20 protein-coding genes and 2 pseudogenes are annotated in these 17297 nt (G+C 56.0%); 9 read left to right on the top strand and 13 right to left on the bottom strand.

Going from position 1 to position 17297, the window contains the following annotated elements; translation table 11 throughout:
• Window positions 1-11 precede the first annotated feature (11 nt).
• The 3 genes and pseudogenes from KB890_RS02245 to KB890_RS27725 form a co-directional block, all read right to left on the bottom strand.
• A pseudogene (locus KB890_RS02245) lies at window positions 12-386 on the bottom strand (helix-turn-helix transcriptional regulator); the annotation flags it as partial.
• 67 nt (window positions 387-453) lie between these two features.
• The gene (locus KB890_RS02240; RefSeq protein WP_020325016.1) at window positions 454-576 is read right to left on the bottom strand and encodes a hypothetical protein; all 123 of its coding nucleotides are present in this window, start codon (window positions 574-576) and stop codon (window positions 454-456) included.
• Window positions 577-795: 219 nt separating this feature from the next.
• A complete protein-coding gene (locus KB890_RS27725) occupies window positions 796-891 on the bottom strand; it encodes a YnaM/YnfT family protein (RefSeq protein WP_271229884.1) in 96 nt (31 codons plus the stop codon).
• Between KB890_RS27725 and KB890_RS02235 the strand changes: the two genes are divergently transcribed.
• From KB890_RS02235 to KB890_RS02220, 4 genes are all read left to right on the top strand, one after another.
• The gene (locus tag KB890_RS02235) at window positions 851-952 is read left to right on the top strand and encodes a hypothetical protein (RefSeq protein ID WP_223174880.1); all 102 of its coding nucleotides are present in this window, start codon (window positions 851-853) and stop codon (window positions 950-952) included. The two genes, KB890_RS27725 and KB890_RS02235, sit on opposite strands and share 41 nt — an antisense overlap.
• A 225-nt stretch (window positions 953-1177) precedes the next feature.
• On the top strand, window positions 1178-1375 hold the full coding sequence (locus KB890_RS02230) for a hypothetical protein (RefSeq protein ID WP_020806134.1): 198 nt from the start codon (window positions 1178-1180) through the stop codon (window positions 1373-1375).
• Between the two features lie 22 nt (window positions 1376-1397).
• Window positions 1398-1871, top strand: coding sequence for an Hsp20 family protein (locus KB890_RS02225; protein ID WP_002903808.1), 474 nt, complete (start codon window positions 1398-1400; stop codon window positions 1869-1871).
• A gap of 166 nt (window positions 1872-2037) precedes the next feature.
• Window positions 2038-2550, top strand: coding sequence for a 2-oxo-tetronate isomerase (locus KB890_RS02220; protein WP_004179742.1), 513 nt, complete (start codon window positions 2038-2040; stop codon window positions 2548-2550).
• 20 nt (window positions 2551-2570) lie between these two features.
• Here KB890_RS02220 and KB890_RS02215 read toward each other — a convergent pair whose 3' ends face one another.
• A complete protein-coding gene (locus tag KB890_RS02215) occupies window positions 2571-3788 on the bottom strand; it encodes a diguanylate phosphodiesterase (RefSeq protein WP_004143607.1) in 1218 nt (405 codons plus the stop codon).
• Between the two features lie 400 nt (window positions 3789-4188).
• Here KB890_RS02215 and KB890_RS02210 point away from each other — a divergent pair, with 400 nt between their 5' ends.
• On the top strand, window positions 4189-4308 hold the full coding sequence (locus KB890_RS02210; protein ID WP_004195995.1) for a small membrane protein: 120 nt from the start codon (window positions 4189-4191) through the stop codon (window positions 4306-4308).
• Window positions 4309-4338: 30 nt separating this feature from the next.
• Here the strand turns inward: KB890_RS02210 and kbvR are convergent, their stop codons facing one another.
• Window positions 4339-4950, bottom strand: coding sequence for a LuxR family transcriptional regulator KbvR (kbvR, locus tag KB890_RS02205; protein ID WP_004179745.1), 612 nt, complete (start codon window positions 4948-4950; stop codon window positions 4339-4341).
• Window positions 4951-5260: 310 nt separating this feature from the next.
• Here kbvR and KB890_RS02200 point away from each other — a divergent pair, with 310 nt between their 5' ends.
• Window positions 5261-6187 carry a helix-turn-helix domain-containing protein gene (locus tag KB890_RS02200; RefSeq protein WP_020806136.1) on the top strand — a complete coding sequence of 309 codons (927 nt, stop codon included), beginning with the start codon at window positions 5261-5263 and terminating at the stop codon, window positions 6185-6187.
• A gap of 26 nt (window positions 6188-6213) precedes the next feature.
• Here the strand turns inward: KB890_RS02200 and KB890_RS02195 are convergent, their stop codons facing one another.
• Genes KB890_RS02195 through ltnD form a run of 5 tightly spaced genes read right to left on the bottom strand, consistent with a single transcriptional unit; the run spans window position 6214 to window position 11215 of the window.
• Window positions 6214-7578, bottom strand: coding sequence for a GntP family transporter (locus tag KB890_RS02195; protein WP_002903916.1), 1365 nt, complete (start codon window positions 7576-7578; stop codon window positions 6214-6216).
• Window positions 7579-7635: 57 nt separating this feature from the next.
• Window positions 7636-8418 carry an HPr family phosphocarrier protein gene (locus KB890_RS02190; RefSeq protein WP_004179747.1) on the bottom strand — a complete coding sequence of 261 codons (783 nt, stop codon included), beginning with the start codon at window positions 8416-8418 and terminating at the stop codon, window positions 7636-7638.
• 4 nt (window positions 8419-8422) lie between these two features.
• Window positions 8423-9043 (bottom strand): 3-oxo-tetronate 4-phosphate decarboxylase, encoded by a 621-nt coding sequence (locus KB890_RS02185; protein ID WP_002210516.1) that lies wholly within the window; start codon window positions 9041-9043, stop codon window positions 8423-8425.
• Window positions 9036-10301 carry a 3-oxo-tetronate kinase gene (gene otnK / locus KB890_RS02180; protein ID WP_004179748.1) on the bottom strand — a complete coding sequence of 422 codons (1266 nt, stop codon included), beginning with the start codon at window positions 10299-10301 and terminating at the stop codon, window positions 9036-9038. The genes KB890_RS02185 and otnK overlap by 8 nt, the downstream gene beginning before the upstream one ends.
• A gap of 11 nt (window positions 10302-10312) precedes the next feature.
• Complete coding sequence (gene ltnD / locus KB890_RS02175; protein WP_002903955.1) at window positions 10313-11215, bottom strand: L-threonate dehydrogenase; 903 nt, start codon at window positions 11213-11215, stop codon at window positions 10313-10315.
• A gap of 260 nt (window positions 11216-11475) precedes the next feature.
• Between ltnD and KB890_RS02170 the strand changes: the two genes are divergently transcribed.
• Window positions 11476-12237, top strand: coding sequence for a DeoR/GlpR family DNA-binding transcription regulator (locus tag KB890_RS02170; protein WP_002210513.1), 762 nt, complete (start codon window positions 11476-11478; stop codon window positions 12235-12237).
• 20 nt (window positions 12238-12257) lie between these two features.
• On the opposite strand, the gene KB890_RS02165 is transcribed toward KB890_RS02170, so the two are convergent.
• Window positions 12258-13118, bottom strand: a complete 861-nt coding sequence (locus tag KB890_RS02165) for a broad-spectrum class A beta-lactamase SHV-28 (RefSeq protein WP_004179754.1) — start codon at window positions 13116-13118, stop codon at window positions 12258-12260.
• Between the two features lie 94 nt (window positions 13119-13212).
• Window positions 13213-14247 (bottom strand): annotated as a pseudogene (locus KB890_RS02160) (IS481 family transposase); the annotation flags it as partial.
• 266 nt (window positions 14248-14513) lie between these two features.
• On the opposite strand from KB890_RS02160, the gene KB890_RS02155 reads away from it, so the two are divergent.
• Together KB890_RS02155 and KB890_RS02150 are read left to right on the top strand one after the other, a co-directional pair.
• Complete coding sequence (locus KB890_RS02155; protein ID WP_004176262.1) at window positions 14514-14774, top strand: hypothetical protein; 261 nt, start codon at window positions 14514-14516, stop codon at window positions 14772-14774.
• Between the two features lie 86 nt (window positions 14775-14860).
• Window positions 14861-15949 (top strand): AAA family ATPase, encoded by a 1089-nt coding sequence (locus KB890_RS02150; RefSeq protein ID WP_004179755.1) that lies wholly within the window; start codon window positions 14861-14863, stop codon window positions 15947-15949.
• A gap of 30 nt (window positions 15950-15979) precedes the next feature.
• On the opposite strand, the gene KB890_RS02145 is transcribed toward KB890_RS02150, so the two are convergent.
• Window positions 15980-17245: an MFS transporter gene (locus KB890_RS02145; protein WP_004176258.1), complete on the bottom strand. Its 1266-nt coding sequence runs from the start codon at window positions 17243-17245 to the stop codon at window positions 15980-15982.
• Window positions 17246-17297: the final 52 nt, after the last annotated feature.

Genomic DNA, 17297 nt, shown 5'->3' with positions numbered 1-17297 from the left:
CGCAGCTATTTAGATGTTGTCGACTCCGTCAGACGTTTTGCAATCTGATTTTTTACGCGGCGCAAGCCGCTGTTCATGCTGATAAAAGTGGCATCGCGTAGACAAAGTGGTAACTGTTCAACCTGCAAAGCGCTGTCGGTGGCGACGAAAATAAAAATAGACGTGTGCGGAGGAAGTTTTTTGAAAAACGGGTGGCATAGATAATGTTCACCAGCGGCCATTTCTGTGAACAGCATATCAATCGGACCTAATATATCTGTGGAACAGTCCACAACGGAATACGGTTCACGGATGTGTTCTTCTTTCGCGATCTCGCTAAGCAGTTCGCAAATTCCGCGATTAAGAAATATGTTTTCAGTGTTAATTAAAATATCAGGCATAGTCATGGCGATCGTGAAAGTTGTCATGCATTTAAAGTGGAGAACATTAAATGCGTATGCCTTTAGGATATTTCTAATAATCAACAAATGCAATAAGTCTAATTTTGGACTTTGAGCTGGCGAGTGAAATTAATGGCATATTAATCAATGACTTATTTTTTAGCGTTGCGCGGGCATGACCGCTAATTTGGCACAAACTGCTTAAATTGCTTATATTGCATGCGTTAATTCTGGTCTCAAATATATTAATCAGAGTTACTTATTCACTGTATGAATTGCTTTTTCAAAAATACCTTTTGCAGGCGCGGGTCCTTGAGGAGATTGCGCCTGAGCGAAACCTGGGGTGGTCATTGATAAAAAGGGGCGGGGTAGACCCGCCGCTGCGGAGGGTGAACAGCAACGGCGTACAACAGAATCAGTTATCAGGATTGTTGGAAATGCTTTTCCACACCATTCCCAGGCCGATCAACATCGACGCGAAGAGGGCGAACAGGGTGGTTGAGATAAAAATGCTGGTCATGGCGGTGCCTCAGAAAGTGCGTATGCAGATCATTAGGCACGGTGTCGGATGAAAGGTTCCTTACCCGGCCGGGTATATTTTCACCAGCGGCGTCCGGTTGACGGCAACAAGGCGAATGCCACGTCGAAGCGCCGCTGTTGGCAAGGGGATCCTGACAGGCAGCCGTGTTGCTAAACGCGCTGTTCATGGGGAGAATACACGACGGCAAAGGGGGAGCGATTCGGACGTTGACATCCCCTTAAACAAGTTATATATACATGTCGCTTCTGTTTATTGAATGTTAAACAGCATCAGTTATGGGACTCAGAAGCGCCACAGCCCCCGCCGTCGGGCGGGGGTAACTTCGCCACCGGCATGCTTATTTTTCACTGAGGCTGGCGAAGAAAAATTTTTTATTTCGGGTATTGAAAAACGCGCCTTAGATATTATTTTATATAGCGGACAAGCAATGCTTGCCTTTATGTTGAGCTTTTGAATGAATATTCAGGAGGTTAATTATGGCACTCAAAACCTTGTCAGCACTCCCGGTATTTGCTGATTCTCTTTTTGCCGATCGCTTTAATCGTATTGACCGTCTTTTCAGCCAGTTAACGGGCGATACGCCGGTGGGCACTTTACCGGCTTATGATTTACAGAAAGTCGACGACAGCAATTTCCTGCTCAGCGTCAGCGTGCCTGGCTGGAAAGATGATGAGCTGGAAATAGAAACCGTAGGGGGGAATCTGCATATTTCCGGGAAACGCCAGGAAACCGATGCCTCGACAGACAGCGGTGAACGCTGGATTTATAAAGGTATCCGCCGCGCTAATTTCCAGCTCAGTTTCTCTCTTCCTGAACACGCCCAAATTAATCAGGCGCAGCTGGATAGCGGCATCTTAAAAATAGCCATCCACCAGGAGATCCCGGAGAGCGAAAAACCGCGTAAAATTGCGATCGAGAATCAGGGGCGCGTGATAGAACATAAAGTTTGATTCACCGTTGTTCCGAGGATGTTACCTTAAAGGCCCGCCCTGCGGGCCTTTATCCTTTCCCCCCTGAAAATATAAATGGCCTCCCGACGACAAAGAAATCGATATGCTATTCTGTTAACAGACGCAGTGAGTCTGCTATTTCTTTCAATTTCGGCGAGGAGGAAGAATGACTGACGAGATCGATAGCGACGCAAACAGTACGCATGAACTAACCGCTGAAGTGGCTCGGGCGCTGATCGCGCGCGGTTGGCGACTGACCACGGCGGAGTCCTGCACCGGAGGGAATCTGGCGGCAGCGCTCTGTGCCCAGGCGGATACCGCGGCATTTTATGATACCGGCGTAGTGACCTTCAGCGATGAAGCCAAGCGCAACGTGCTGCAGGTTCGCGCGGAAACCCTGGCGGTACACAGCGCCGTCAGCGAAGCCTGCGTTCAGGAAATGTCCTCTGGTATTCTGGCGCTCGCCGGGGCCGATATCGCCATCGCCGTCAGCGGCTACGCCGGACCGGAGGGCGGGGAAGATGGTACCCCCGCCGGCACGGTATGGTTTGCCTGGAATTTTCGCGGCCAGACTGAAACCAAACGGATGTGCTTTGCCGGCGACTGTGAGACCGTGGTGGCGAAAGCGGTACGATATGCCCTGGCGGCGCTGAGCGAAAAGCTTCCCCACTGGCAGTGACGATGCCCGGGTGCGCGGCCTTACAGGTCCATTGCCTGGCGCGCTACCGGCCAGCAGATCTCCCCGATGCCGTTAAGGCAGGGTCGGGAAAAGAGAAAGCCCTGAAACAGGCGAATGCCCACCGACTGCAGCCAGCACCACTCCTCCAGGGTTTCGACACCTTCAGCCACCACCGTAATGCCAAGATCCTCGCAGCAGCGAACGACCGAGGCGACAATCGCCTGTTTGGTGCCGCTAATATGGATATCGCGTACCAGTTCCGCATCCACTTTGATTTTATCAGGCTGAAAACGGGTCAGTAACGACAGGCCGGAATAACCTGCGCCAAAGTCGTCGATGGCCAGCTTCATGCCCGCGACGCGCAGGGCTTTGAGCACCTTGCGGAACTGGTCAAAGCAGGTGATCACCTCTGTTTCGGTCACCTCGATCAGTACCTGATCCGGTCTGAGGCCGGCCGCCAGCAGGCTGTCCATCAGCCAGCCTACGGCGTCAGGGTGGTGATACAGCGATCCGGGCAACAGGTTAATCGCCAGCTGATGTTTCCCGAGCGGCAGCTGGCCGGCGAGAGCGAATGCATACGCTTTGCTTTCAAGATCAAAACGGTAGCGATCCTCCGCCGCAATGGCGGCAAACATTTCCACGGGAGAGCCGCCGGTTGGGCTGCGGATCAGAGCCTCAAAGGAAGAAACTCGCTTTTTAGCCGGCTCGACAATAGCCTGCAGAGCAAACTGGCAAGGTTGACCGGGCAGGTGCTGCGGCGCGGCCGTACCTGACGCGGGCATCATCATCCAGCGAGAGGGCTGCAGCGGCTCGGGCAGGCAATAGCGGCCGCCGTCGGCAATGAAGGCGCTAAGCAGCCGGAACATCCGGTCGTTGACCGGTTCGGTGACCCCAAACGTGCTAAAGCGCAGAATTTCCTCCAGCGCGCCATCGGTTTCAAACAGCCGGAGATCCAGTATGCGCATTCCGGTGCCGTGAAAACGTCGGTAGGCTGAGTAATCGCGCATCAGCTCCACTACGTCGCGATGACGCGGGTCGCTTTGGATTTCGCTGAACAGCGACTCAAGTGCCTCCTCAGTCCCTTCCAGGACCTGGAAAAACTGCAGGCCGTTAAACAGCAGAATGCCGGTGATGCCAAGGGGCAAATTTTTACTGCTGGCGCGATGGACTAAAGCGTCGAGATCGACGGGCGGGCGGTCAGGATGAACCTGGCTGCGGTAAATCAGGGTGGTTAGCATAGTTGTTACGATCGCTCCCGCGGCGTAAGGACATCCGCGCTCAGCATGCAAGATGAGTATGGCCTGACCCTAAAGGAGGGCGAGGCTGATATGTACAAACATTCAACCAACCGTGATGTCCGCTACGCGGAACGCGAGCTTCACTTTGTGATTCCCTTCACTGTACAGGGAATTACACATTTGGCTATCTTTTTCTCATCCTCAATGCAAAAAGACGCTAACAGGCCTCTCATTCCCTCCTCAGACACTGGCGCTGCGTCTTATTTTACCTGTTAATATTCGCTACCAGGAATTATCCTACCATTCTATTTCCCACTCTCAAAAATGAGGCGCTGGTCTTGCCTGAATATAATCGAGTGAATATTATCACTCTAAATTAAATTCTTTTGTCAGGTTTGATATGAGCGACTTCTTTATTATTTTGTGTCTGATTTTATGTCCCATCATTTCTTTATGGAGTGGCTTTTCCTATATTCAGGAAAGGCGCAAGAGACGGTATGTTTTCCGTTCCAGAAGATGATTGTTTGACAGAATAAAATGACGAGTTGTATCAGCGTTTGGCGAGCAGTTGCACAAGGTTGTTAAACTGCTGACGGCTATTCAAATAAAATTTACTCATAATATTCTTTTTATGTGAATGAATCGTTTTGGGACTAATATTTAGCGCAGCGGCGACTTCATGCGGGCTCAGGCCAATACTGAACGCGTAAATGACTTTGGTTTGCGCGTCGCTGACCGACCTGCAGGCGCAATTAATGCAACGCCGCAGACGATTGAACGGCGGGTCTTGCCGCGGTAGCAGCGGACGCTCAATGGCGTTAGCTATCTCATCTTTCAGCCGCTGAACGCGAGCGTGAGGCGGCATAAATACCGCATGCTGCAGACAATTCGGTAAACCCTCATCTACGGTAGCGTGTTCATTGTCCGGGAAAATAAAAAGCGTATATTGTTCCGGGGCATGCTGAAAAAGATCCTGGCACAAGTACCACTCCCCCGCGACCATTTCCGTGAATATCACATCAGCTTGCGCCATCGATCCTGCATCCCATTGTTGAGAAAACTGATAGTGTGGCCGCCCGGCGGCCTTCATCGCTTCATCAACCAGTTCAGCAATAGCGACTCGCAAATAGTGATTTTTTATATTGAACAAAAAATTAGTCATATAACTTCCCTGTGGGCATTAAAAAACATATCTGGATAAATTAAAGAATATAATGATGATGCAGGTACTATTTTTAGCCGTGGTAATCTAAGGGATGTTTTCCATTAATGCAATATCTGGTGGGGAAAGTGAGATAACGGTATATTGATATGCGAAAGTTCCTAATAAACAAAACCTTAAGCATATATTTTTCACTATTTAAAGCCGTTTGCTGTTTTTTTATTTTTGCGATGCATAAAAAGCTTAGTGATAGCCGCGCTCTGTTGTTAAAATTAGCGGAGGACAAGAATACAGGATGTATGCCGTACTCATGAAGCAGATGCTCTATTTGAAAATGCTGGCGTGGCTGGAGGATAATATCTATTGTAACCCGGCGATCGATGACCTGGCGCAGTATATGGGCTATTCGCGTCGGTTTGTGTACGACGTGTTTTACCAGTATGGCCAGTTACCCATCGGGCAGTATATTCGTCTGCGGCGGTTGACCATCGCAGCGGTCAGTCTGCGCTTAACACGGCAACCGATCGCCGCTATTGCCTGGCAGTTAAGCTATGACTCGCCGCAGACCTTTTCCCGGGAGTTTAAGAAGCGCTTTTCGCTCTCGCCACGTGAATACCGTTGCGCGGCGCACTGGGACACGGCAAAGCTGTTGAAAAAGTTTCACCCGGACGGAGAGAGCCTACCTCTGGCTCGTTTTTTTTCTCTGCCGGAACAGGTCTATTACGGCTATCCGATGAAGTATGAACTGCGCCTGTCGGATTTGGTGTTGCAAAGCACCGCTAAGACGAGCATCAGACAAAAGGTTGACCGTTTTTTCACCGCTGGCGGAGGCTCGCTTTCCGTACTTTCCGACTACGCCGCGGCGAGCAAAAATGAGCTTAACGTCGAGGTTAACGCTTTTGTCGGCTGTCATGAGGCGGGAAAGCTGCCCCCCGCGCTGGCCATGAACAGCTCGCTGACCACCCGGTCAGGGCTTTATGTCGGGGTTGAATTCTACGGCAGCTGGTCACGTTATGCTCGTTTATCCAGCGATCTGTATATGGAGCTGCTGCCATCCCTGGGGGTAAGTCGTCGGGACGGCTATGACATTGAATGTTTTATAACCCGCCATGCGGAAGGCGAAGAGGCAGGGGACAGGCGCTATCGCGTACGCTATTTTATCCCGGTGACGCTGTCGGCAGCGGGTCTGCGGTCTGACAGCGGTAGTGGGTCAGAGCCTGTGCCGGGGCGAAGTTAAGGTGGCCGGAGCCACCCAGGTTAACATCAAAGCGCAAACCACAGCAGCCAGGTGATGAGAAAGCCCGTCACCCCCATGATGGTTGTCAAGACGGTCCAGGTTTTGAGTCCATCCGGCACCGAGAGTCCGAGATAGCGCGTGACGACCCAGAACCCGGCGTCGTTGACGTGCGACAGCCCGAGCGAGCCGAAGCAGGTCGCCAGCGTCACCAGCACCAGCTGCAGCGGCTCCAGACCGACAACCGCCTGCGACAGCAGACCGGAGGTGGTGAGGATCGCCACGGTGGCCGAACCCTGCGAGGCTCTGAGCACCAGCGATAGCAGAAAAGCGGCGGGCATCAGCGGCAGATGTATTGTCTCCAGCGCCTCGGCTAAGGCATTACCGATGCCGGAAGCGACCAGTACGCCGCCAAAGGCGCCGCCGGCGCCGGCGACGAGGATCACGTCCGCCGACGAGGGGATCGCGCTGCCGGTGACTTCGCCCAGCTTTTTCAGGCTCATCCGCCGACGGATGCCCAGCGTCCAGCTGGCCAGGCCCAGGGAGATCAGCAGGGCGACCGGCGGGGTACCAATGACGGTCATCAGCTGGCGAACCGCGTTTTCCGGCAGCAGAAGCGCCTGACACAGCGTCCCGGAAACAATCAGCATGATGGGCACCACGATCAGCCCACCGATAACCAGCGCATTCGGCGGCGGCAGACGGGTCTGCTGCGCGTTAACCGAGAGATCCGGTACTTCCGCCGTTTGTTGCTGCTCCAGCACGTTAATCGACAGATGATAATGGCGCCGATTGATAAACCGGGCGACAAAATAGCCCACGATACCGACGACCACCGACACCCCAATCCCCGCCAGCATCAGCCAACCGACATCGCTATGCAGAATGCCTGCCGCAGCCGCTGCGCCAGGATGGGTGGGCAGCGCCACGTGGACGGTTAACATCACGCCGGCCATCGGCAGGCCAAACTTCAGCGGCGACACGTGGGCGACTTTGCTGAAGCCGTAGATTAACGGAATGATGATGATAAAGCCGACTTCAAAAAAGACCGGGGTGCCGAGAATAAAAGCCACAATGGTTAAGGCGGCAATGGTTCGTTTTGCACCCAGTACGCCGGTCAACGTTTTCGCCAGCGATTCAGCGCCGCCGGACATTTCAATCAGCACCCCCAGCATTGAGCCCAGAATAATAATGCTGGCGATGTGGCCAAGCAGGCCGCCCATGCCTTTTTCAATGGTGGTTATAATTTTATCTGCCGGAATGCCGGTTGCGAATGCCACCAGCAGGCTGACGATCAGGAGCGCCACAAAAGGATGTGCTTTCGCTTTGATCACTAACAGGAGCAACAGCACTACGCTGGCTAACGCAATAAGTAACAGCGCCGATGTCGACATAGGTTTGCCTCGGGTATTAACAGGTGTACAGAGAGTTATTTTTTTAGAAAACGGCGTTTATTTTTTCCGGTAGGGCGAGAACCACCCCAGCCCGGAAAGCGTGTCTGTCCGGGGGATATATTCGCAGCCGATCCAGCCGTCATAACCGGTTTTATCCAGTAGCGCATAGAGCCACGGATAGTTTATTTCGCCCTCATCCGGTTCATGACGGTCGGGCAGGGAGGCAATCTGAATATGGCGATACTGGCCGGCATATTCGGTAATAAGATGGCTTAAATTGCCGTCCACCTTCTGCGCGTGAAACAGATCTAACTGCACCGCCAGGTTCGGCCTGTCGACCCGTTTCACCATCGCCAGCGTCTGATATTGACTGTGGTAGAGATAGCCCGGTTTGGTCTGCGGATTCAGCGCTTCGATGAGTATCCGCTTGTCGTGGCGGGCAAAGCACTCCGCGGCGTAGCGCAGATTATCGATAAGCACGGCCTCGCAGGCTGCGCGATCCAACCCCGGCGGTACCACGCCGGCCATGATATGTACCTGCGGGCAACCGAGCTGGCAGGCATACTCCAGCGCCAGCTCAATATCGCGTCGGGCCTCCGCGCTTCTCCCGGGAATGGCGGCGAGCCCCCATTCTCCGGCGTTGACGTCGCCGGGTGGGGTATTGAACAGCACCAGCTGCAGCTGGTTCTCCTGCAGGCGCTGTCTGATTTCCCCGGCGGCATACTCATAGGGAAAAAGAAACTCAACGGCTTCAAATCCCGCCCGGGCAGCGGCGGCAAAGCGTTCCAGGAACGGCAGTTCGGTAAACAGCATGGATAAATTTGCAGCGAATTTTGGCATGGTTTTATCTCAGTTCTTTCACTTCGTCAGCGGTCAGGTAGCGGATCTCGCGGTTGCCGAGGGTAAATATCAGCCGTGCGGTCTCTTCCAGTTCCTCGGTATTGTTGGTGGCTTCGCGAAGCGATGAGCCAGTAACCACCGGTCCGTGGTTGGCCAGTAAAAAGGCGTTATAGCGGGGCGCCAGCCCGGCCAGCGCCTGGGCAATACGGTCATCGCCCGGCCGGTAGTAGGGAACCACCGGGACGTCGCCGACGCGCATCACCACATAGGGGGTAAAGGGGCGGATACAGTTGTGCGGATCGAGCCCCTGCAGGCAGGAGAGCGCGGTCAGATAGTGGCTGTGCAAGTGGACGATCGCCTTGCAGGCCGGGTTGTGCAAATAGACCGCCCGGTGAAAAGTGACCTCTTTCGACGGTTTGTCGCCGGAGATCCATTCCCCTTGCAGCGTCACCACCGACAACCGCTGAGCCTGCAGTTCGCCGAGGCAGGCGCCGGTCGGCGTCGCCAGCAGGTTGCCGTCCGGCAGCAGCAGCGATAGATTGCCAGCGGAGCCGGTGGCATAGCCGCGGCTAAACAACGAGGCGCCAATCTGCACCATTTCCTCTCGCAGTTGTTGCTCAGTCATGACGAAACTCCTGCTGGGCACGGGCAAAGAACTGGATATCGCCGAAGTTACCTGACTTCAGCGCCAGGGAGAGCGGCTGGCGGGTGTCACGCACCCAGGGCACGCCAGGGGAGATGGTCGGCCCAATATGGAACGCCTCAACCCCCAGGGTCTGCGCCACAATGCTCGACGTTTCCCCTCCGGCCACAATAAAGCGGGTAAATCCTTTCGCCTTCAGGGCGGCGGCAAGGGCGGCAAACAGCTGTTCCACCCGTTCGCTGCTGGCCTTGTCGCCATACTGCGCCTGGATCCGCTGCAGCGTTTGCGGCTCGGTGGTGGCATAGATCATCGGCGCCAGCGGCGCATCGCGCTGCGCGTCCACCCAGTCAGTCAGCGTCCTGACGTAGCTCTCCAGATCGGTAAAGCAGGCGCTTAAGTCGACGGCGCGGGCGGGGGCCTGTTGACGATAGGCCGCCACCTGGCTGTTGGTCATTACCGAGCAGGAGCCCGAGAGCACCACCGCCGGGCCGGCCAGCGGCATGCCGGCCTGAGCGCTTTCACCCCGGGCGCCATGGCGCTGCGCCCAGTCGCGGGCGAGGCCGATGGCGAGGCCGGAACCGCCGGAGACCAGCTTCATCTCCCGCAGCGCCACGCCCTGGGTGAGCAGATCCTGTTCACTGAGGGCGTCGAGCACCACATAGTGCACCGCCGGATCGTTGACTGCCGCCAGCGCGGCGGCGACCGCCTCCGGCCCCCTGGCGACAATCGGCCAGGCAATCAGCGCGGCTTTTCCGCGCCCCTGGCGCTCAATTAAGCGGCCCAGGTGCGCATCCTCCATCGGCGTCACCGGATGGTGGCGCATCCCGGACTCATTCAGCAGTTGCTCGCCGACGAACAGATATCCCTGATAGACCGTGCGGCCGTTAACCGGCAGCGCCGGGGAAATCACCGTCCGCGTCTCACCCAGCTCGGCCAGCAGGGCATCCAGCACCGGGCCAATGTTGCCCTGCGCGGTGCTGTCGAAAGTGGAACAGTACTTGAAATAAAACTGCTGACAGCCCTGGGCCTGCAGCCAGCGCAGGGCCGCCAGCGACTGGCTGACGGCCATTTCCGCCGGGCAGGAGCGGGTTTTCAGGCTGATGACCACCGCCTCGCTGGTCAGCGGAAGATCGCGGGTCGGCACGCCATTCAGTTGCACCGTCGGCATGCCGTTGCGCACGAGGAAGCTGGCAATATCCGTGGCGCCGGTGAAGTCATCGGCAATGACACCAAGCTGCATGTTGTCTCTCCTCACTGTTTATGGCCCGGCAGGGTGATGCCGTTGAAAATCTTGATCACCGCGCTGTCATCTTCCCGACCGAATCCGGCATTACTGGCGGAGGTGAACATATTCAGCGCGGTAGTGGCGAGCGGCAGCGGGAAGGTCAGCGCCCGGGCAGTGTCATTCACCAGCCCGAGATCTTTGACAAAAATATCGACAGCGGATTTTGGCGAGTAATCGCCATCCAGGACGTGCTGCATGCGATTCTCAAACATCCAGGAATTACCCGCCGCGTGGGTGACCACGTCATACATCGTCTCCAGGGGGATCCCGGCGCGGGCGGCAAGCGCCATCGCTTCGGCGGCAACGGCGATGTGCACCCCGGCCAGCAGCTGATGGATAATTTTTACCGTCGAGCCAAGACCAATGTCGCTCCCGATGCGGTAGACTTTGCCGGCCACGGCGTCCAGCACCGGCGCGAGGCGGGCAAAGGCGGCATCGCTCCCGGAGGCCATCACCGTCATGTCGCCGGCGGCCGCTTTCACGGCGCCGCCCGATACCGGCGCGTCGAGCATCAATAGCTGGTACTCCGCCAGCGCCTCGGCAATGGCCTGAGCATCGGCGGAGGCGATGGTGGACGACACCATCACGACGGTGCCCGGCTTCAGATGGGCGGCGAGGCCGCTCTCGCCGAACAGGATCCCCCGCACCTGGGCGGCATTGACCACCAGCAGCACAACTGCATCCAGTTCCGCGGCGAACGGCACCGCGCTGGGGCCCGCGCCTTTGGCGCCCGCCGCCAGCAGTGCGCGACAGTTGTCGGGATTGATGTCAACGCCCCAGGTGTTCAGGCCCGCCTGCAGGCAGGCGCGGGCGGCGCCCATGCCCATTGAACCCAGTCCAATCACGCAGACGTTAGTGTGTGCAGCCATGCTGGTCTCCTTGTGAACATTAGTTAATTAATGTGATTTAATGATAGAATAAAGCGTTATCATGTGAATTTATGTGAGAGTTATCACGAATAACCCACATGAATATAAAAAATTCACAGGCGGAAAGAGGCTGCGCAACGGCGATTCTTGCCCTAAAATAGCGTAAAAACAGCGGCAAAGCGCGATAACAACACCGGGTGTCGCCAGGGCCGTAGCCTGGGTGGTGACGCCTGGTGTGAAAAAATGGTAAGGGGAGAGCGGTGATTCCAATAGAACGACATCAGCGTATTTTAGCCCTGGTGGAGCAGCGTGGGGCGGTAAGCATTAACGAGCTGACGGAGATCCTCGGCGTGTCCCATATGACCATCCGTCGGGACGTTAGTAAACTGGAGGAGCAGGGGCTGCTGGTCAGCGTCTCGGGCGGCGTGCGCGCCGTCAGCCGGCTGGCTGCGGAACCCAGTCATCTGGTGAAAAGCACGCTGCAGAGTGAGGAGAAACAGGCGATCGGCGCGCTGGCGGCGAGTCATATCGCTAAAAACAGTTGCATCTATCTGGATGCCGGGACTACCACCCTGGCGCTGGCGCGGGCGATCCTCGACCGGAACGATCTCCAGGTGGTCACCAATGATTTTGAGATAACCCAGCTGCTGATCGATGCCAGCCAGTGCGGCGTGATCCACACCGGCGGCACTCTGTGCCGGGAGAACCGCTCCTGCGTGGGCGAATCGGCGGCGCGTACGTTACGCCACCTGGCTATCGATACGGCCTTTATCTCCGCCAGCGGCTGGGACAGTCGCGGGATATTCACCCCTGATGAGAACAAGGTTACCGTCAAGGAGACCGTCAGCCAGGTCAGCGCGAGAAGCATCCTGCTGTGCGACAGTTCGAAATACAATCAGGTGGCCACGTTCATGGCGTTACCTTTGACCCGGTTCACCACCATCATTACCGACCGGCATCTCTCCGATGCCGCCGCCAGTCATATCGCCCGGCACGCCTGCGAGGTGCTGCGGGCCGGATAACGCGCGCGGCCACCGCCGGGTTAGCGTTGCCAGTGCTCGATCAGCGCCGCGCCGATCCCGGCGATTTGCTGATTTCGCTCGGCCATGCTCGCCGGGGTATCCCGCAGATAAATCACCACGATGCGCTCTGCTTTGTTATTCGGGCCAAGCAGGGCGACAATCCCGCGCGCACCCCGTTCGCCAGCTCCGGTCTTATCGGCGATAAACCAGCCCGCCGGCAGCACGGAGCGGATCAACGGTCCGGCGACTCGATCGTCCACCATCCACTGCAGCAGCTGCCGTTGCGAACGGGCGCTCAGACGCTGGCTGGTCAGCAGCTTGCGCAGGGTCGCGGCCATGCTGGCCGGGGTAGTGGTGTCGCGGGCGTCGCCGGGAAGCGCCTCATTCAGTTCCGTTTCCCAGCGGTCAAGGCGGGTGACGTTGTCGCCGATCTGGCGCAAAAAGGCAGTCAATCCTGCGGGGCCGCCGACGGTGGCCAGCAGCAGATTGGCGGCGCTGTTATCGCTCATGGTAATGGCGGCGGCGCAGAGTTCGCCGACCGTCATGCCGTCGGCAAGATGTTTTTCGCTGACCGGCGAGTAGTCCACCAGATCCTGCTGGCGATAGTGGATCTTTCGCTCCAGCTGTTCGTCACCGGCATCCACCCGCGCCAGCACTGCGCCGCAGAGCACTACTTTAAAGGTGCTCATCATGGGAAAGCGTTCATCGGCGCGCCAGGCGGTCAGCGTGCGGCCGCTGGCCAGATCCATTTCTATCATGCCTACGCGGCCCGACAGCTGGCTTTCGCTTAGTTTAATTTGCTCAAGCGGCTGCGGGCTGGCGTGTACCGCCAGCGGCAGGGTGGCTAACAGGGAGATAATACACAGGCGAATAAAACGCATAACCACAATACATCCTTGAGTGAGGGCCGATAAAGGCGAGTAAAGAAGCGACAAATAAGAATAACCCGGCGTTTTGCTGATTACAATTCCTTGTATGGGTCCACCACATATTGCAATTTTTACTCTCACGTAAAATATAGTCCACTGGCGTCATCAGTTCGAGTGATTTATGTGGCCTTTTGCTGTTATACAGCACCAGATATTCAGCCATTCTTTGATTAAACAAATTCAGGTCGTCAAAAAGCAACAATTCATTGAATTCAATAAATTGTTCTCTAAGTGTCCGGTTAAATCGCTCACAGGTCGCATTCATTTTCGGTGTGTACGGATAGGTCCAGATGTGTTTAATCGAGGCTTCCTGCAACGTTTTATCAAAGTTTCCAAGGAATTCCTTACCGTTGTCAGTAACAACCTGTTTGATAGCAACAGGAAAGAGCTTTGTGGCCTTGCTGAAGAAATGGCTGGTGATATCGCTGTTGAGTGAAGGAACTGCCAGGGCGAGCGCGTAGTCGCTGTGCTCGTCGATCATGGTAATAATATAGCGGCGCAGATCCCCCATTCTGAGTTCAATCGCGTCCATCCCTATGAGTTCGCCTGTTTTTACCGGGCGGTACTGTTTAGGCCTTCTGGGCTTCACTGAGCGTTTTTTTATCAACCTGACTTTGCCTCTGGCACTGAGGCGAACGGGAACCATCCGCATTTTATCGTGCGCTCCGGCAATGATCCTTCCAATGGTTGATGTACTGGGACAGGTAAAATGTCGCAGTTCACACCATGCCTTCAGCCTGACAAAAATCTGCTCTTTGCCGAGATTGGGTAGCTCAGTTCTCAGGCGCCTGATTTCCTTGATCACATCAGGGTGCCAGTGCCTTGAACGGCGAACCAGGGGGGCTTTGCTTCTTGGAATAAGCGCCTGAGGACCACCGGTGCGAAGCAACTGGCGCCACCAGTAGAGCGTTCGTGTTGATACGCCAAAAGCATCAGCTGCGGCACGGATACCATGCTTATCCCAGAAGTTCAGGGCCTTCATTCTTAACTTCGCAATCTCGGGCATAAGGGAGTGTTTCATCGCATAAGCAGTTGCTCGGTAATACCCAAAATAGCCTACTCCGACATGTTGCATCAACATCAGGTAACCCCCTTATTAACCCTGAGGTATTTGCAATATCTGTGTGAACTTACACATTCCTCTTTTTTCCTTCATCATTTGTCATCTTTTATTTCGAATAATCAATATCTAGCCCTGCCTAAGCACGCTATTTTTTGACTCAAGGCCGTGATGAACTATAAGAAAGTACTAAATACCGCACTCTGTCGGGCGTCGCTGTTTGCCGATCACCACGCCCGCCGGTCCCTGCGGTTCGCCAACGCTATATGCCATCCCGGGAGGAACTGGTGCACCCGATAATTAAGGTCATGCTGGTGGGCGGTAAGGCGGACGGGCTGTTGGTCAGCGTCGCCGATGACGCGACCGAGGTCTCGGTGACGCCTGCGCAGTACGGTGCGCTATCCGGGCAACCGTTGAGCTACCGAATTGTTAGCCAAACCATTGACGATGAACGCTATTTTTTTGGCGTTTTCAGCGACGCCCATCAGGATAGCGATAAGCTGACGCGGGTCGCCCTGACCCGTGGAATGAAAAAAATGTTCTGTTAAACCCTGCCCGAAAGGGGGCGTAAGAGGGTGTGCCGGGCGCCGCTGTGCTACTGTGGCAGCCTTCTATTTCCAGGGCCGGACGCATAATGATTCAGTACATTCGTATTCAAAATTTTCGCTCAGTGAAGGATATCGTGCTGGAGCTCGGGCCGCTGAACATTGTCTTCGGCCCTAACGGCTGCGGTAAATCCAATATTTATAACGCCATCCACCTGCTGACCGCTGCCGCTGAGGGCAGGCTTTCGGGTTTTATCAGCGAAGAGGGCGGTCTGGAGAATATGATGTGGTCCGGGGAGCGTTCGCCCCTCGATCGTCACCCCCGCCGGCTGCAAATCGCCTGCCGGACCGACAGCTTCGATTATGAGCTGCAGATAGGCTTCCCTGAAAAATTGCCCTATCCGACGCAATTCATGCTCGATCCTATCGTTAAAGAAGAGAATATCTGGCTGGCCGGCTACTCCCGCCGGCCTTCCTCCCGCGTACTGCAGCGCAAGAATCAGGCGGCGTTTCTCGTCGATGTCACCGGGGAGAAAAGTACTTTCACCGAGAGTATTTATGAAAATGAGTCGGTGTTCGGTCAGCTTGGCGAGCCGCACCGTTTCCCCGAAGTATCGCGAGTGCGGGAGACCCTGCGCCGTTGGCGGTTTTATCATGAATTCGCGATTGGCCGTCATTCGCCGCTGCGTCAGCCGGCCGTGGGTTACCGTTCGCCAGTCCTCGACAGCGATGGCCAGAATCTCGCCGCCGCCTTTCAGACCATTGTCGAGATCGGCGCGGAGGAGATTTTGCATGAAATCCTTGCCGACGCCTTTCCCGGCTGCCAGTTTTATTGTGAAAACGAGCACTCGCGTTTCGCTCTGAAAATGCGTCGCGAAGGGATCCGCCGCCCGCTGCTGGCGGCGGAGATGTCCGACGGTACGCTGCGCTTTTTGTGCCTCGCCGTCGCGCTTCTCAGTCCGCGCCCGCCGGCGTTTCTGGCGATCAATGAACCGGAGAACAGCCTGCATCGCGACATGTTGCCCGCGCTGGCCCGGCTGATTATCGAGGCCTCGCGCTACAGCCAGATCTGGCTGACCAGCCACTCGGCGGAGCTGGCGGAGCTTATCGCCGCCGGGGCGCCTTGTCAGCGCTATGCGCTGGAGAATCGCGGCGGTGAGACGCGGATTGTCGAGTGAAGCCCGTCATCCCTGACGGGGGCGCTGGAGTCAGGCGGGGCTCTGCGTCTCTGCGGTCGGCAGCAGACGGTTGCCGCCGCGTAGGGTGACGAACGAGAGCAGGGTGAAGCTCAGGGTTATGCAGCCGAGGATCAGATAGGCCTGATGGAAGCCGACGGTGTCGTACATCCGGCCCACCCAGGCGGAAAGCACCACCCCGGACAGCTGTTTTGACAGATTAAAACCGATCAGGAACAGGGTGGCCGAGAGGCGCGGGTTAAAGGCGGAAGAGATATATTTAAAAGTTCCCACCAGCAGGAAGGGGATCTCAAACATATGCAGCATCTTGAGGATCACCACCTCGACTGCCGATGAGGCGAAGGACGACCCGAGAATACGCACCGACATGATCATCCCCGCGGTCAGCAGGGCGTTTTTGGCGCCGATGCGGTTAACGATGGCCGGCGCGCAGAACATGATCAGCGCGTTGAGCAACTCGCCGCCGGTGGTGACGAAGCCAAACACTTCGGTACCGCGCTGCGGACTGGCGAAAAAGCTTTTGAAAAAGTTGGCGAACTGCTGGTCAAACACGTCGTAGACGCTGGCGACACCCACCACATAGACGATAAAGCCCCAGAAGCGCGGCATACGCAGCAGCTCTGCCGCCGTACGCAGCGAAAAGGCCTGGCGATTGGCGCCCAGCGCCTCGATAACCTGGGCGCTGTTGCTGCTTTCCGGCCGCGACAGCCAGAGCAGCAGACCGAGCACCAGCGCAAAGCCGGAGGCGATCCAGAAGGTGATATTGGGATCGATGCCGAACAGCACGCCGGTTATCGAGGCGCATAGCGCCCAGCCGACGCAGCCTGCGACCCGCACTTTGCCATATTCAAAGCGGTTGGCCCGGCTGACGCGTTCGATATAAGCTTCCACCGCCCCGGAGCCGCTGGAGAAAACAATCCCCAGGTAGATCCCGCCTACCAGCGAACCAGCGATAATATTCATCTGCAGCAGCGGGGAGAAAACGAAAATAAAGAATGGCGCGAACAGAATTAACAGTACCGTAATGGTCCACAGCAGATGTTTGCGCAGGCCGAGCTTATCCGACATCAGGCCGAACACCGGCTGAAAAATAATGGCGAATAACGAGATAGACGAGAAAACGATCCCGGTTTCCGTTTTAGTTAAATGGTTAACGTCCGCCAGCCACACCGGAAAAAACGGGAAGTAGGCCGACATAATGAAATAGTAAAAGAAAAAGAACAGCAGGAAATAGACGAAATTATGCCGTTCTCGTGGCGCCAGTTCTGAGAATTTCATCACCATGATCCCTTGTTATTCTGTTTGTGGGGTGGGGGCTGTCGCCCCCACG

Source organism: Klebsiella sp. P1954 (assembly GCF_018199955.1).
GTDB lineage: Bacteria > Pseudomonadota > Gammaproteobacteria > Enterobacterales > Enterobacteriaceae > Klebsiella > Klebsiella pneumoniae.
This window is presented reverse-complemented; position numbering and strand designations above follow the sequence as displayed.